The 15664-nt window shown below is 67.3% G+C and carries 13 protein-coding genes; 8 read left to right on the top strand and 5 right to left on the bottom strand.

Features of this window, described 5'->3' with window-relative positions; genetic code table 11:
- Position 1: 1 nt before the first annotated feature.
- The 4 genes from G6032_RS13105 to G6032_RS13090 all read right to left on the bottom strand — a co-directional run bounded on the left by G6032_RS13105 (position 2) and on the right by G6032_RS13090 (position 6891).
- Complete coding sequence (locus G6032_RS13105) at positions 2–1801, bottom strand: ExeA family protein (protein ID WP_165282602.1); 1800 nt, start codon at positions 1799–1801, stop codon at positions 2–4.
- Positions 1802–1875: 74 nt separating this feature from the next.
- Complete coding sequence (locus G6032_RS13100) at positions 1876–3192, bottom strand: DUF4286 family protein (RefSeq protein ID WP_165282601.1); 1317 nt, start codon at positions 3190–3192, stop codon at positions 1876–1878.
- A 24-nt stretch (positions 3193–3216) separates the two neighbouring features.
- Positions 3217–5730, bottom strand: a complete 2514-nt coding sequence (locus G6032_RS13095) for an acyl-CoA dehydrogenase (RefSeq protein WP_346763820.1) — start codon at positions 5728–5730, stop codon at positions 3217–3219.
- A 183-nt stretch (positions 5731–5913) separates the two neighbouring features.
- Entirely contained in the window at positions 5914–6891 is a 978-nt protein-coding gene (locus tag G6032_RS13090; RefSeq protein WP_165282600.1) for a malate dehydrogenase, read from the bottom strand.
- Between the two features lie 316 nt (positions 6892–7207).
- Between G6032_RS13090 and G6032_RS13085 the strand changes: the two genes are divergently transcribed.
- The 5 genes from G6032_RS13085 to G6032_RS13065 all read left to right on the top strand — a co-directional run bounded on the left by G6032_RS13085 (position 7208) and on the right by G6032_RS13065 (position 10984).
- The gene (locus G6032_RS13085; protein WP_165282599.1) at positions 7208–7591 is read left to right on the top strand and encodes a GntR family transcriptional regulator; all 384 of its coding nucleotides are present in this window, start codon (positions 7208–7210) and stop codon (positions 7589–7591) included.
- Positions 7588–8445: an ABC transporter ATP-binding protein gene (locus G6032_RS13080; protein WP_165282598.1), complete on the top strand. Its 858-nt coding sequence runs from the start codon at positions 7588–7590 to the stop codon at positions 8443–8445. The genes G6032_RS13085 and G6032_RS13080 overlap by 4 nt, the downstream gene beginning before the upstream one ends.
- Positions 8442–9365, top strand: a complete 924-nt coding sequence (locus G6032_RS13075) for an ABC-2 transporter permease (RefSeq protein ID WP_165282597.1) — start codon at positions 8442–8444, stop codon at positions 9363–9365. Before G6032_RS13080 ends, G6032_RS13075 begins: the two co-directional genes overlap by 4 nt.
- 88 nt (positions 9366–9453) lie before the next feature.
- A complete protein-coding gene (locus G6032_RS13070; protein WP_165282596.1) occupies positions 9454–9840 on the top strand; it encodes a BON domain-containing protein in 387 nt (128 codons plus the stop codon).
- A 1-nt stretch (position 9841) separates the two neighbouring features.
- Positions 9842–10984, top strand: coding sequence for a DUF4097 family beta strand repeat-containing protein (locus G6032_RS13065; RefSeq protein WP_165282595.1), 1143 nt, complete (start codon positions 9842–9844; stop codon positions 10982–10984).
- A 60-nt stretch (positions 10985–11044) separates the two neighbouring features.
- Here the strand turns inward: G6032_RS13065 and purT are convergent, their stop codons facing one another.
- Positions 11045–12226, bottom strand: coding sequence for a formate-dependent phosphoribosylglycinamide formyltransferase (gene purT / locus G6032_RS13060; RefSeq protein ID WP_165282594.1), 1182 nt, complete (start codon positions 12224–12226; stop codon positions 11045–11047).
- 166 nt (positions 12227–12392) lie between these two features.
- On the opposite strand from purT, the gene G6032_RS13055 reads away from it, so the two are divergent.
- Genes G6032_RS13055 through G6032_RS13045 form a run of 3 tightly spaced genes read left to right on the top strand, consistent with a single transcriptional unit; the run spans position 12393 to position 15657 of the window.
- Positions 12393–12866, top strand: a complete 474-nt coding sequence (locus G6032_RS13055) for a type IV pilin protein (RefSeq protein WP_165282593.1) — start codon at positions 12393–12395, stop codon at positions 12864–12866.
- 1 nt (position 12867) lies between these two features.
- Complete coding sequence (locus tag G6032_RS13050) at positions 12868–14964, top strand: diguanylate cyclase (RefSeq protein ID WP_165282592.1); 2097 nt, start codon at positions 12868–12870, stop codon at positions 14962–14964.
- A complete protein-coding gene (locus G6032_RS13045; RefSeq protein ID WP_346763828.1) occupies positions 14965–15657 on the top strand; it encodes an EAL domain-containing protein in 693 nt (230 codons plus the stop codon).
- The last annotated feature ends 7 nt before the right edge of the window (positions 15658–15664 follow it).

The raw sequence follows: 15664 nt of genomic DNA, 5'->3' as shown, positions 1-15664 counted from the left end.
GTCAGGTGTCGTCCTGCAGGCGCTCCCGGCCGGGGAGGTCGAGCGCTTCGTTCACCGAGATCAGGGTCATCGCCCCCGCGATGCCGTCTGCTGCGAGCCGCCGGCTGCGCTGGAACTCCCGCACTGCCGCCTCGAGGCCGGGGTCGTAAGTCCGGGAGTCTGCCGGCAGTACCGGCGCACCGCGCAATTCGCCGAGGACCCTTCGCAGCCACAACACGTCGGTGCCGGTGGCGCCGCGCGCCAGGACTCGGCCGTCCCCGGCCTCGGCCCGCCACAGCAGCAGATACTCGCCGAACCACAACGTGAGCAGTTCGCCGAGGGGCACGGTGATCGCCTGCTGTCCGGCGACGAGTTCCGCCATGCCGTCGCTGACCCGGTTGAGCACCAGCTGGTGTTCGCGACCGTCGCGATCGCTGAGCACCAGGATGGCCGGCCGGTTGAGCGCCGCCAGTTCTCCCCAGGTGCCGCGTTGCAGCAGGCACTGCAGTCCCTGGGCCGCCACCTGCTCGCAGGCCGGGCCCGCGGTCGGCCGGTACGTCAGCTGCCAGCGGCCCAGCAGGGCGGTGAAGGCCTGGTCCGTCCCGGTCGCCAGCTCGCCGAGCGCCAGGCGTTCCGCCAGGGGAGGGGCGGACTCGCGTACCGGAACGCTTTCCGCCGCGGGGTTTTGATGCGCCATGGCGGCGGGATCGGGCGTGGCGGGGCCGGCATCGTCGGCGCTGACGGGAGCGATCCCGGCAGCGGATGCGCCGCCGGGCTCATCGTCCCGGGCCGGCTCGGCAAGGCCGAGCGCCGGAACCGGCGCCGCGCCGCTCGCCGGGACCATGGCACGGCTGTTCGCCGCCTCCGGCACCCCGGTGGATTGCACGGTCGATATGCCGGCAGGGCTCGCGAAATGCTCGCGCAGCAGCGCGGTCCCGACCCCGGCGAGAATGGCGAGGGCGATGCCGAGCATCAACAACGCCGCGAGCGGCACCCGCCGGCGGCTTCGCCGTCGGGGTTCGCCGAAGACTTCGCTGGCCGCCTTGCGCGCCATGGCGGGAGAGACGACGGTCTCCTCCCTGGCCCAGGCGCCGAGCAACGCCCGGTCCGCGATCACGTTCACCAGCCGCGGGACGCCGCCGGAATGATGGTGCAGGGCCTTGACCGCACCCGGCGTGAACAGCTCGGCGCGGCTGCCCGCGACTTCGAGGCGATGGCGCACGTAGGCGCGCAGCTCGTCCGCCTCCAGCGGCTCGAGGTGGTAACGGCCGGTGATGCGCTGCGCCAGCTGGCGCAGGTCGCTGCGCGCCAGCACCTCGCGCAGCTCGGGTTGCCCGATCAGGATGATCTGCAGCAACTTCTGCTTGGCCGTTTCCAGGTTGGTCAACAGCCGGATCTGTTCCAGCACGTCCGCGGATAGATTCTGCGCCTCGTCGACGATCAGCACGACGCGGCGCCCCGCGGCATGGGCCTCGAGAAGGTGCCGGTTGAGGGCGTCTACCACGGCCTTCGGGCTGGAACGGTCCGGCACCTCGACATGCAGCTCTTCGCAGATCGTGAGCAGGAACTCCGCCGGCGACAGGCGCGGGTTGAGCACCAGCGCCACTTCCGCGTGTTCGGGCAGTTGCTCGAGCAGGCTGCGGACCACGGTCGTCTTGCCGGTCCCGACCTCGCCGGTCAACTGGATGAAGCCGCCGCTCTCGGTGATGCCGTACAGGAGATGCGCGAGCGCCTCCGCATGCCGGCGCCCGAGGTACAGGTACCGCGGATCGGGCGTGATGGAGAACGGTTTCTCGTTGAGGCCGAAGAAGCTTGCGTACATGGCAACGTGGTCGCGCGTGCGTTTCCGCCGCAGGGTGGACGATGATGCACCGGTGACCGGCCCGGGGCAATCCGCTACAGCGTCACGGCCGTGTAGAGCAGCAGGCCCAGGAAGGTCGTCAGCAACGCCAGGAAGTAGGCGATGGCCAGCAATGTGTACTTGAACGCCGTCAGCCAGAATCCCTGGCCGTAGACCACGCGCATGGCGCGGAACAGGTAGATCGGGATGTAGACGAACGCGCCGGCGATCAGCAGCCCGATCGGCATCTCGAGGAAGGCCGGGAAGAAGTCCCGTTCGCTGACCCGGCGCAGCAGCATCACCGAAAGATTCAGGAGGTAGAAAAACGAGTGGTAATGCACCAGGAACAGCAGGTGCTCGGCGTAATACCGCCCGGACAGCGGATAGGCCAGTTTCATGACCAGCGCCATGAGCGGCAGGAACAGGAACATCATCGCGGGCACGTTGCTCAGCAACGCCTGGGAGAATGAGCGGCCGCGATCCGCCGTGATGCGTTCGCATATGTCCTCGGCGCGCTGCTCGGGCACGAGCCGCACGAGCCAGTCCGGCACATCCGAGTAGTCGACGTTGCAGTCGCCGTCGAAATGGATGCCGCCGACTTCTCCCTCGATATCGGTGCCTTTGTCGGATTCGGTGTCCGGTGCTTCGGTTGCCTCCGGTGTCGCGGGCGTATCGGGACCATCCGCGTCCGGCGCCTCGACCTCGCCGAAACCGTCCTGTGCCTCGTAGACCACGTCCCCCGGACCGAACTCGACCTGGGTGTTCAGCGATGCGACGAAGAAGAACACGATGCTGGTCGCGATGAAGAGGCGGGCGGGCGGCACGTAACTGGCCCGCCGGCCCTGGAGATAGTTCAGCGTCAGGCGGCCCGGACGGAACATCAGGAGGCCGAGGGTGCGCCAGAGACGCGAGTCGAGCGACGCCACCAGGTCGCCGGCGTCCTTGACCAGTTCCCAGAAGGTGATCATGCGCGTGCGTGCACGCTGGCCACAGTTCGCGCAGTACTGGCCCCAGAGGAGCTCGCTGCAATTCGGGCAGGGCCGCGCATCGGTCAGCGCCGCGTCGCGGCCCTCGAACACTATTCGCCGGCTGGCGCGGAACCGTCCGCCGAAGCGCTCGATACCCTGCGCGCGCATCCGGGCGGCGTGTTCCTCCAGGTAACGCTGCAGCGCCGGCCGGTCGAGCAACTCGTAACGGACGACGCGCAACGGGGCGCCCGTGTCCGGGTTTTCCGCCTTGTGAATGGTCGCGCCGGTAAAGCCCGGCAGTTCGAGCATCTCATCGACGTGGTATTCGAGCCACGCCTCGAAGTCCCCCAGGATCTCGGGGTCCGGCTCGAGCGTGACCTCGTAGATGAGGCTGCTGTCTTGCACGGCGCCCCGGTTTTTTGGCCCGGGCTACACGTCGTCCGACACGGTTGACGCGGGTTCCTTGCGCCGTGTCGTCGTGCGACGGCGTTTCGCAGCGGGCTTGGGCGGCTGCACCAAGGGCTTCAAATCTTCCGGCGCGAAATCATCGACATGGATCAGGGCCATGACTTTCTCGTCGGCCTCGCGCAGCCGTGCGGCCTCTTCGGTCGTCAGGATCTCCGCGGCGACCGCCTCGTCCAGCTGGCCGGCGAAATCGAGCGCGGTGATGGCGCCTTCCTTGACGCCCTTGCGGACCCGCTTCTCCAGCGGCGCCACCTCGATCGACAGCTCCATCGCCTCCTGCAGCAGGCCGAGCGGGTTGCCCGGCTCCACTGTGCGGTAGACGCCCTCGCAGAGACGGTCGCGCATCTCGCCGGGGTTGATGACGCCCTCGACGATGCGCCGCGAGAGCCGGTCGCGCGGCGCGCTGAAGCCGCGCCCCCGCGGGAACACGATGAAGCGCAGCAGCCAGGACACGGAACGCACCGGGAAATTCCGCAGGAAACCGTGCAACTGTTCCTGGGCACGGTACAGCAGGAAGCGGCTGGCCCACTCGACCAGCGGCAGGTCCGCCTCGCGACGTCCCTGGTTCTCGAAATGCTTGAGCACCATCGAGGCGAGGTACAGGTTCGACAGGATGTCCCCCAGCCGCGCGGAGAGCATCTCTTTTTTCTTCAGCGCCCCGCCGAGCGTCAGCATGGCGGTATCGGAGACCAGCGCGAAGGCGGCGCTGAAGCGGCCGATGTGCTGGTAATAACGCCGCGTCGGGCCGCGCGTCGGGCTGTCGGCGCCACGCGCCCCCGTCAGGCCGAGCACGAAGGCGCGCGCCGCATTGGAGAAGGCGTAGCCGATGTGGCCGAACAGCGCCTGGTCGAAGGCCTCGAGCCCGGCTTCCCGGTCCGGGTCCTGGGCGGCATGGATTTCCTTCAGCACGAAGGGATGGCAACGGATCGCACCCTGGCCGAAGATCATCAGGCTGCGCGTCAGGATGTTCGCGCCTTCGACCGTGATCATGACCGGGATCGAGTCGTAACCGGTGCCGAGATAGTTGCCCGGCCCCATGCAAATCGCCTTGCCGCCATGAATGTCCATGGCGTCGTTGGCGACCACGCGGGCCATTTCCGTGCAGTGGTACTTCAGAATCGCGGCGGGCACCGCCGGCTTCTCGCCGGCATCCACGGCCGCGATGGTCACGCTGCGGGCCGCGTCGACGATGTAGGCGAGGCCGGCCATGCGTGCAAGCGCTTCCTGCACGCCCTCGAAGCGGCCGATCGGCATGCCGAACTGCTTGCGGATGCGTCCGTAGGCCCCGGTCGCGAACACGCCGGCCTTGGCGCCGCCGTTGGCGTTGGATGGCAGGGAGATGCAGCGGCCCACCGACAGGCACTCCATGAGCATGCGCCAGCCCTGGCCGGCCATCTTCGGTCCGCCGATGATGGCGTCCAGCGGCACGAACACGTCCTTGCCCTCGATCGGGCCGTTCATGAACGGCACGGACAGCGGCAGGTGGCGGCGGCCGATCTCCATGCCGGGCGTCCCTGCGGGGACCAGCGCCAGGGTGATGCCGAGGTCCTTCTCATCGCCCAGCAGCCCTTCGGGATCGAACAGGCGGAACGCCACGCCGACCACGGTAGCGACCGGCGCGAGGGTGATGTAGCGCTTGGAGAAGTTCATGCGGAGGCCGAGGACTTCCTCGCCATCGACAGTTTTCTTGCATACGACGCCGGTATCGGGGATGGAGGCGGCGTCCGAGCCGGCGCGCGGACTGGTGAGGCCGAAGCAGGGAATCTCGGTGCCGTCGGCCAGGCCGGGCAACCAGCGGTTCTTCTGCTCTTCGGTGCCGTACTTGTGCAGCAGCTCGGCGGGGCCGAGGGAGTTGGGCACGGCGACCGTCGAGGCCAGCGTGGCGCTGCGGCTGGCGACTTTCGTCAGCACCTGGCTGTGGGCATAGGCCGAGAACTCGAGCCCGCCGTAGTGCTTGGGGATGATCATGGCGAAAAAGCCGTTCTCGCGCAGGAACTTCCAGGTCTCCGGCGCGAGGTCCTGCAGCGAGTGCGTCACCTGCCACTCGTCGTTCATGCGGCACAGCTCTTCGCACGGGCCGTCGAGGAAGGCCTGCTCTTCTTCCGAGAGCTGCGGGGCGGGGGCGCCGAGCAGCTTGTTCCAGCGCGGCACGCCGGCGAACAGCTCGCCCTCCCACCACACCGTGCCGGCTTCCAGCGCCTCGCGCTCGGTACGCGACATCGAGGGCAGCATCTTGCGGTACATCTTGAGCATCGGGCGGGTCAGCCGCTCGCGCCGGAAGTCCTCGACGTTCAGCGCCACCAGGCCCGCGAACAGCACCCACAACAACAGCGTCCACAACACGCCGCCGCTGCCGAAAATGGTGTAGGCGAGCAGGGCGGCGCCGGCGGAGGCGGTGAACACGCCCAGGCTGACGCGACGATAGGCCAGCGCGATCGCGCCGCCGACGAACAGGAGGAACCAGAACAGAGTCGCCACGATGCATCCCCTCGAGATTGCGGGCCTGTGGCTTCTAGGTCATGAAGCCATACAAGCGTTTGAATATAACCCCCACGCCGGGGGGCCGCAAAGATTTCGGCGGGGGAGGCGCTCCGGTTGCGCCGCGGCGAGCGGCAGGGGAACGAGGCGGGCGCCGCCTGGAGGGCGGCGCCCGCGAATCGGTTACAGGAGGTCCTTCACCCCGTCGCGCTCTTCGAGCAGCTCGGCCTCCGTGGCCTTCATGCGCTCGCGGCTGAAGTCGCTGATCTCCAGCCCCTGCACGATCTCCCAGCGGCCGTTCTTGCAGCGCACCGGGAAGGAATACACGATCCCCTCGGCCACGCCATAGCTGCCGTCCGACGGGACCGCCATGCTGACCCAGTCGTCCTCCGGACTGCCCAGCGCCCAGTCGTGCACGTGGTCGATGGCCGAGGACGCGGCGGAGGCCGCCGACGAGAGTCCGCGCGCCTTGATGATGGCCGCGCCGCGCTGCTGCACGGTGGGAATGAAGTCGTCTTTCACCCAGGCCTCGTCCACCAGCGAAGGCGCCGGCTTGCCGGCCACGGTACAGTGGCTGATGTCCGGGTACTGGGTGGCGGAATGGTTGCCCCAGATGGTCATCTGGCGGATGTCTTTCACCGGCGTGCCGGTTTTCCCGGCCAGCTGGGCGAGCGCGCGGTTGTGGTCGAGCCGGGTCATGGCGGTGAAGCGCGCATGGTCCAGGTCGGGTGCGTTCGAATAGGCGATCAGCGCATTGGTGTTGGCCGGGTTGCCCACGACCAGTACGCGCACCTTGCGGTCGGCGTGGTCGTTCAGCGCCTTGCCCTGGGCGGAGAAGATCTTCGCGTTCTCCATCAGCAGGTCCTTGCGCTCCATCCCCGGACCGCGCGGTTTCGCGCCGACCAGCAGGGCGTAGTTCGCATCACCGAAAGCCTCGGCCGGCTGGTCGGTGGCGACCACGCCGGCGAGCGTCGGGAAAGCGCAGTCGAGCAATTCCATCTCGACGCCCTTGAGCGCACCCAGCGCCGGAGGGATTTCGAGCAGCTGCAGGATGACGGGGGTGTCCGGGCCGAGCAGCTGGCCGGAGGCGATGCGGAAGGCGAGCTGGTAGCCGATCTGGCCGGCGGCGCCCGTGATGGCGACTCGTGTGGGTTGGGTCATGGGTGACTTCCTGTTCTGGGTGTTCTGGGGGCCGGCCGTCTCGCCCGGCGCAGGGCCCGGGGCGAAAGACGGCGCGTACGCGGCATTTTAGCAGCGCGGCACACGGCTCGCGGCGATTGCTATACAGGGGGTTGCAAATTATTTCGGTAGTGTTATAGTCAACTACAACACCGGTTCAGTCAGGTGAAATTCCGCCAGCGAGGTTCGAGATGAAAGCACCGAGAAACAGCGAACAGACGATGCGGATGCTGAGCATTCTCGCCATCGCCTGCCTGACCCTCGCCGCGATGATGGCCTGAGGTTCAGGAGACTGTCCATGGACGGCGAATGGAATGACGCCCAGCCCATCTATCGGCAGCTGCGCGATCGCGTGGTGACGATGATTCTCGAAGGTGTGCTCACCGACGGGGATGCGCTGCCCTCCGTACGAAATGTCGCGGCCGAATACCGGCTGAACCCGCTGACGGTACTGAAGGGTTACCAGGAACTCGTGGACGAAGGTCTCGTGGAAAAACGGCGCGGGCGGGGCATGTATGTCCGCGAGGGCGCCGGCGCCGCGCTGATGAAGGACGAGCGGCAGGCCTTCGTGACCGAGCAGTGGCCCGAGGTGGTCGCGACGATCGCCCGCCTCGAGCTGGATATCGATGAATTGCTGGCGCTGGCCCGCGAACAGCTGGACGAAAAGGAGAATTCCCGGTGACACCCGTGATACGAGCCAAGGGACTTGCGCGGCGCTACGGCAGCACCGTGGCGCTGGACGGCGTCGATTTCGAGATTCCCGCCGGACGCATCGTCGGCCTGATCGGCCCCAACGGCGCCGGCAAGACCACGGCATTGAAAGCCATCCTCGGGCTCGGGCCCTTCGAGGGCCAGCTCGAGGTGCTCGGCCTGGATCCGCGCCGCCAGCGCGCCGAGCTGATGCGCCAGGTTTCTTTCATCGCGGATGTCGCGGTATTGCCCCGGTGGCTGCGGGTCCGCCAGGCGCTCGACATCACGGCGGGCCTGCATCCCCGCTTCAGCCGCGAGCGGGCCGAGGCGTTCCTGGCCCGCACCGAGATCAAGCGCGACAGCAAGATCAGCGCCCTGTCGAAAGGCATGGTCACGCAGTTGCACCTGGCGCTGGTCATGGCCATCGATGCACGTTTGCTGGTGCTGGACGAGCCGACGCTCGGGCTCGACATCATCTACCGGAAGGAATTTTACGCGGCGCTGCTGAACGATTATTTCGACGAAGAGCGCACCATCCTGCTCACGACACACCAGGTCGAGGAGGTCGAACACATTCTCACCGACCTGATGTTCATCAGCCAGGGCCGCATCGTGCTCGACGAGAGCATGGACACGCTGGGCGAGAAGTACCTGGAAGTGGCGACCCGGCCGGATGGGGCCGAGGCGGCGCGCCGTCTCGGGCCCTTGTACGAACGACAGGGCCTCGGGCGGCACCATTTCATTTTCGAAGGCCGCGCACGCAGCGAGCTGGAGCCGCTCGGCGAAATCCGCCTGCCGGGCGTCGCCGACCTGTTCGTCGCCAAGGTCCGGAGGGCTGCGCCATGAACGCGATGATGACCCTGGTTCGCCGCGAACTGATCGAGCACCGCGCGAGCTGGGCCGTGAACTCAGTCTTCGGCGCGCTGTTCGTCGTGGCGGCCCTGCTGGCGGTCGTCGGCCTGGTGCGCGTCGGCGGGATCGGCGACGGCATGACCGTCTTCGATTTCGGCCAGGGAGCCGACGCCGTCGAGATCTCGGCCGCCCTGAAGGTATTGTTCATGCCGATGGCCGCGGTCATGGCCTCCGTGACCGCTTTCGTCGTGTTCTTCTACTTGCTCGACGCGCTCTATGCGGAACGCAAGGACCGCAGCATCCTGTTCTGGAAATCCCTGCCGGTGTCCGATCTCCGGACGGTGGCTTCCAAGTACCTGACGGGCGTCGCCGCGATCCCGTTGCTGACCATCCTCGTGTTCCTGGTCACCGCCATCCTCGTCTGGCTGATCGGCAGCATGACCCTGCTGTGGGCCGGCACGGGGGCGGGGTTCACCAGCGGCCCCGGCGCGCTGGCGCACGTCACGGGCATGCTGGCCTACCTGCTGCTGGTCCAGGCCCTCTGGTTCGTCCCGCTGCACGGTTGGTTGCTGCTGGTGTCCGCGTTCGCGAAGCGTGCCGTGCTGGGCTGGGCCTTGCTGCCGCCGATCCTGGTGGTGGTCGCGGAGCGTACGCTGCTGGGCAGCACCCATTTCGCGAAATGGCTCGGACATCGCTTCAGCGGCGGTTTCGAGCTGGCGTTCCAGGGCGACGGGCAAGGCATGATGATCAACATCGAAGGCGGCCAGGCCGCCGAGGTCATGGTCCCCGCGCTGGGCGAAATGCTGACGCCGGGGCGCCTGCTGGCCGCGCCGTCCCTGTGGGTGGGCATCGCCCTGGGCCTTGCGCTCCTGGCGGGCGCCGTCTGGCTGCGGCGCTGGCGCGACGAGTCCTGAGATAGAGATCGCCCGGACTGTCCGGTCTCCCGGCGAGCAGGAATTTATCAGCAGGAATTTATCAATGAAGACCCAGAGGATGAACCGTATGTACGACAAGAGATCCCTGCGCCGCAGCACCGTGGTCGCGACGCTGACCGCGCTGGCGATGAGCAGCGGTTGCGTGCTGGTGATCGGTAACGAGGCCACGCCGGGGCGCGGCAACGTGGAGTGGTCGCCCCGGACGGATGAAGCTGCCGTGGTAGAGCCGAGCCGCGTCGATTCAACGCTGGCTGGTGAGGTTGCGGCACGCTTCGAGGCCGATTCGGCGCTGGCCGGCGAGGACATCACGGTTGCCTCGAGTGGCGACGTGGTGACCCTCCACGGTCGCGTGAGCGACTTGTTGCGACTCGAAAACGCGCTGCGGATCGCGTCCGAGACGCCGGGCGTCGCACGCGTCGTCTCGCGGGTCACGGTTGAAATGGAGGTGAACTGAGGTGAATACGCGCAAGACGATCCTGGTGATGCTCGCGCTGGCGATGAGTGCCCCTGCGCTGGCCGCCGAACGCATGCTGGAACTGCGCCTCTCAGAGGCCGTCCCGATCGAGGTGCACAACCTGGTCGGTGCCGTGCGCCTGGCGCCGGGCGAGGACGAGTTGGTGATCCGTGCGAGCGTCTCCGCCGACGACCTGGCGATCGCCGACGCGGTCCGCCTCACGACGCGTGAACGGCGCGGCGTACTCGAGGTGGTCGTGGAATATCCCGACGATCTCTCGCGTATTCGCTACGCGGGCGACGAGATCCGGCGGCTCGATGCACGGATCGAGTACCAGGATCGCAAGATCCGGGTGACGACCTCCGGCGGCGACCTGGTGCGCGTGGACCTCGAGATCGCGGTGCCGGCCGACAGTCGTCTCGGCGTTCGCCAGGCCGTCGGCCCGGTCCATGCGGCCGACGTGGCGGCCGATCTCACCCTGGCGACGCGCTACGGTCATGTCAACGTTAGCGACGGCGCCGGCAGGCTGGTGGCCGACACGGGCTCCGGTCACGTCACCGTCGCCAGTTTCCGCGGTGGCGTCCTGGCCGACACGGGCAGTGGCAACGTGAACATCGAGAACGTCCTCGGCGACGTCACGGCGGACACGGGCTCCGGGAAAATCGAGTTGCGCGGTATCGACGGCGAGATCGTTGCAGATACCGGCAGCGGCGGCGTCGCGATCACGGATGCCCGGAGCCGGCGGGTCATGGTGGATACCGGGTCGGGCGGGGTGCGCCTGGTGGATGTCGCCGGCTCCCTGCATGTCGATACGGGCTCGGGTTCGGTGCGCGGCGAGGGTATCGTCCTCGGCCCCGGCCTGCTCGTGGACACGGGCTCCGGCAGCGTCAAGCTCGAGGGCGACCTCGGCGCCGTGCGCGACCTGGAGATCGACACCGGCAGCGGCGGCGTCGAGCTGCGCAGCAATGCGCCGCTTTCGCTGCAGCTTGCGCTGGCCAGCGGCAGCGGCGGCATCCGCGTGGATGTCCCGGCCATCAGCAACGTCGAGACCAGCCGTAACCGTTTTCGCGGCGTGATCGGCGCGGGCGAGGGCAGCGCCACGGTGTCCACCGGCAGCGGCGGCATCAAGATCACTGCCCCCTGAGCGAACGGCAGGCGTGGAACGCGGCATCCCTCGGGGCGCCACGTCCCGCGCATCCCGCGCTCAGTAGCGGATCTGCAGCCGGCCGGCAGCCCGGCGCGCCTTGGCGCGCGCCTCGTCCACGCTCGCAGCACGCGCCAGCGCGACGCCGAGGCGTCGCCGGCCGTGGATCTGGGGCTTGCCGAACAGGCGCAACTCGGTCTCGGGTTCCGCGAGAACGTCGTCCACCGCGGCATAGGAGATACGGGCCGACTCGCCCTCCCCGAGGATGGCGCAGGATGCAGCGGGTCCCCACTGGCGAATCTCGGGAATCGGCAGGCCGAGAATTGCGCGCACATGCAGGGCGAACTGTGACAGCGCCTGGGACGCTAGAGTCACGAGGCCCGTGTCGTGCGGCCGTGGCGAGACCTCGCTGAACAGCACTTCGTCGCCGCGCACGAACAACTCGACGCCGAAAATGCCGCTGCCGCCCAAGTGCCCGGTCACGGCCGCCGCGATCTCGCGCGCGCGCTCCAGGGCCAGCGCGCTCATCGGCTGCGGCTGCCAGGATTCGCGATAGTCGCCATCGACCTGCAGGTGGCCGATCGGCGCGCAGAAACTGGTCTCGCCGCCGTGGCGCACCGTCAGCAGCGTGATCTCGTAATCGAACTCGACGAACCCCTCGACGATGACGCGTCCGGCCCCTGTCCGGCCGCCCTGCTGCGAGTATTGCCAGGCGCGAGCCACGTCCGCCTCGTTGCGCACCGTGGATTGCCCTTTGCCCGACGAGCTCATCACCGGCTTGACGACGCACGGCAGGCCGATCGCGGCGATCGCGTCACGGTAGCCCGCCTCGTCGTCGGCGAAGCGGAAAGGAGATGTGGCCAGGCCGAGCGTTTCCGCCGCCAGCCGCCGGATGCCCTCGCGATCCATGGTCAGGCGCGCGGCGCCGGCCGTCGGGATCACGCGATAGCCTTCGGCCTCCAGCGCCACCAGTTCCGCCGTGGCGATCGCCTCGATCTCGGGAACGATCAAGGCAGGTTTCTCGAGTTCGATCAGGGTGCGCAGCGCCGCGCGGTCGAGCATGTCGACGACGTGGCTGCGGTGCGCGACCTGCATGGCCGGCGCGCCGGCATAACGATCGACCGCGATGACCTCGACGCCCAGGCGCTGCGCCTCGATGGCGACTTCCTTGCCGAGTTCCCCGGCGCCCAGCAGCAGCAGACGAGTGGCAGTGTCGGTTGAAGGGGTGCCGATGATCGTCATGGTGCCTCGCAACACGTCCGTAGGTGAAATTCCGGCGCGCCGGAGCGCGGCCGACCTTGTTTCAGCCGCCCATATCGTACTCCAAAGGCAATGTTGTAGAGCCTTATTCAACTTTTGGCCGGTACGGCCGATACACGGTGAGTCGTAATGGGTCAAAGGATCGTCGATGGCTGATTCGAACAGAGGAAGCGTTCGTGCGGCCGGCGGCTTCACGTTGCTGGAATTGATGATGGCGCTGGTCGTCGTCAGCCTGATTGCGGCGATCGCGATACCTGCTTACCAGGGGGCGGTGAACCGCGCCAGGACCGCGCAGGCCGTCGCCACGCTGACCGAGTTGAGTGCCTTCATAGAGCGCTATCGCTCGGACAATTTCGCGTTCCCGCCGGACCTTGCTGCGCTGGGGCGCACGATTCCGTCGGACCCTTGGGGCAACCCGTACGTTTATCTGAACATCGCGATCGGCGTGCCCCGGGGCATGGTGCGCAAGGATCGTAATCTCAATCCGCTCAACAGCGATTTCGATCTCTACAGCTTGGGGCCGGATGGTGTCAGCAGCCTGGCGCTCACCGCGCGCGCCGCGCGGGATGACATCCTGCGTGCCGGAAACGGAGCGTTTATCGGGTTGGCCGCGGATCACTGACATGCTGGGCGCTTACCTGCAAAGCCGCGTCGCGCGACGACTGTTCGTGCTGTTCCTGGTTGTGGCGCTGGGTCCCTTGCTGTTCTTCGGCGCGTTCTCCTATCTCCACATGCGCGGCCACCTGGTCGAGGTGGGCGAGGCGCAGTTGCGCGCCGAAAGCAAGAATTACGGAATGCTGGTGGTCGGCCGACTGGCGAGCTATGCGCAAACGCTCGCGGCGCTCGAGACAGAGATGATCGATGCCGGCTCGGCCGGCGCATTGTTCAGCCAAGGCTTCTCCCGCGTCGGCTGGCTGACGGATAGCGAGGAAGGAGTCACGCTCGATGCCGCGGAGCGGCAGCACCTGGAACAAGGCGGTTTCGTGCTGCGGATCACGTCCGGTGGGCAGCTCGCCATGTTCATGCTGCGCCCACCCGGGTCGCGCATCGTCCATGCCGAGTTGCGTCCGCTCGCCCTGTGGCGGAACGAAGTGATGGCACGGCCCTACTGTGCACTCAGCCTGGACGGGACGGTCTTGTTCTGCTCCGAGGAGGCTCCGCAGGTACCGCTCGGCCTGGCCCTGAAATCGGATGAACACGCTGGCGTGATCGGCCGGCGAATGGGTGGGCAGGAGTACCTGGTCGCCTATTGGCGTGCCCTTTTGCCTGCGGCTTACGCCAGCCCCGGCTTTTACGCCGTCACGATGCAGCCGCAAGCCGAGGTGCTCGCCGCGCTGGGCCGGTTTCACCGCGTTTTTCCGGTTGTCCTGGCACTGGCATTGGCCGTCGCCATCTGGCTGGCCATGCGGCAGATTCGCCGGCAGTTTCAGCCGCTCGACGACCTGGTCCTGGCCGCAGACCGGCTCGCGGACGGCCGTTTCCACCAGGTGGTGAAGGTGTCCGGTGGCGACGAGTTCGACGACGTGGGGCGCGCCTTCGACGTGATGCGGCGTCGCCTCAAGAACAAGTTCAGCCTGCTGCGACTGCTCGCGGAACTGGATCGCGCAGTCCTGTCCGGCGCACCCATCGATACGCTGTTGAAGACCGTGATGGAGGACACGCCGGCAGCGCTCGATTGCGATCTCGTCGCGGTAGTTCGATTCGACGGCCTGGCATCCGACCCATCGTGGGAACTGCGTTGGCGGCTGGCCCAAGGCCGCCAGCAAGTGTCAGGTGCGAAAGCCCCGGTGGACACGGCTATGCGCGAACTGCTTTCGGGCGCGACGCGCTGGCTCGAGGTCGGGACCGAGCACGCTCGGGGCGAGATGATGGGCCATCTTTTCGCACAGGGTTTGTCTTGTGCCTGGGTGTTCTCGACCCCGCCGGCCGGTGAGCGGCAGGTGGCGCTGATCGCAGGCTACCGGGAATCTCCCGCCCAGCGAGGCGACCTGCAGCAGGCAGGACGCAGCATCGCCGACCGCCTCGCGGTAGCGCAGACCGGGCTGGCCTGGGAAGAAAAGCTCTACCGTAATACGCATTTCGACGGCCTGACGCAGTTGCCTAACCAGGTGGTGTTGCGCGACCGGGTCGAGCAAGCGATCGACAGGGCCGGCAAGAGCGCTTCGGCCGCGGCGGTGCTGCTGCTGGACCTGGATGATTTGAAGGCCGTCAACGACGGCCTGGGGCATGCGCTGGGCGACGAGTTGCTGGTGCAGCTTGCGGGCCGGATGTTGCAACACCTGAAGGAAGGCGAATCCCTGGCGCGGCTGAACGGCGATGCATTCGTCGTCCTCGTGCCAGATGTTTCGTATGACGCAAGAACCACGGTCGCGAGCAACCGCGCGGAGGAACTGCTCGCGGCCCTTGCTCAGCCTGTCTCACTGCAGGGGCATTCGGTGAGCTCCGCGGCCAGCATCGGTATCGCACTCTTTCCGGACAATGGCGCGACCTTCGAGGATCTGCTGAAGGGTGCGGATTCCGCCATGCACGAGGCCAAGGTGAAGAGTCGCGGCAGCTACCGTTTCTACTCGGAGGAAACCAATACCCGGGCCAGGGAGCGTTTCGGCAACGTCCAGCGTCTTCGCTCGGCGCTGGATCGCAACGAGTTCCTGCTTCACTTCCAGCCCAAGGTCGAGATTGCGACAGGGCGGATCACGGGTGCCGAAGCCCTGATCCGCTAGCTGCCGTCCGGTGGCAAGCTGCTCATGCCGGGGGATTTCCTCGGCCTGGCGGACGAGATCGGCATGTCGGATCGTCTTGGTGACTGGGTGATGCGGACCGCTTGCGCGCAGCTCGCCGCGTGGGATCGCGCGGGTCTCCCCCCGATCGCAATGTCAGTGAACGTCGCACCGGCGCAATTCAGCGGGCCGGGATTCGTGGACTCGGTCTCCCGCGTATTGGCGGCCAGCGACCTCGACCCGCGACGCCTGGAGCTGGAGATCCTCGAGCAGACCGCGGTGGACAGGTCGCAGCTCACGGTCCAGGCGCTCGCCCGTCTCAGGGAGATCGGTGTGCAGATCGCGCTCGACGATTTCGGCACGGGATATTCTTCGCTGGTGTACCTCACCCAGCTGCCGGCCAACATACTCAAGCTGGACAGGGCGTTCATTCGTACGCTGGCCACGGACGTCCGACAGGCGGCAATGGTCGGCGCGATCATTTCCCTCGGCAAACGACTGGACATGGCGATCGTCGCCGAAGGCGTGGAGGACGACGCGCAACGGGTGCTGTTGGGTGAGCTCGGCTGCGACCTGATGCAGGGCTACCTGTTCAGTCGTCCGCTGCCGCCGAAGGAATTTGCTGCGCTGTTGTTGCGGGAGGAAGCCGGTTCCGACGGGGGCTGGCACAAGGCGTCGGTCGCCGGGCAGGCCTGAAGACACT

It is taken from the genome of Wenzhouxiangella sp. XN24, from assembly GCF_011064545.1.
GTDB lineage: Bacteria > Pseudomonadota > Gammaproteobacteria > Steroidobacterales > XN24 > XN24.
Note: the sequence above shows the minus strand (reverse complement) of the source record. Positions and strands in the feature narration are given on the sequence as shown.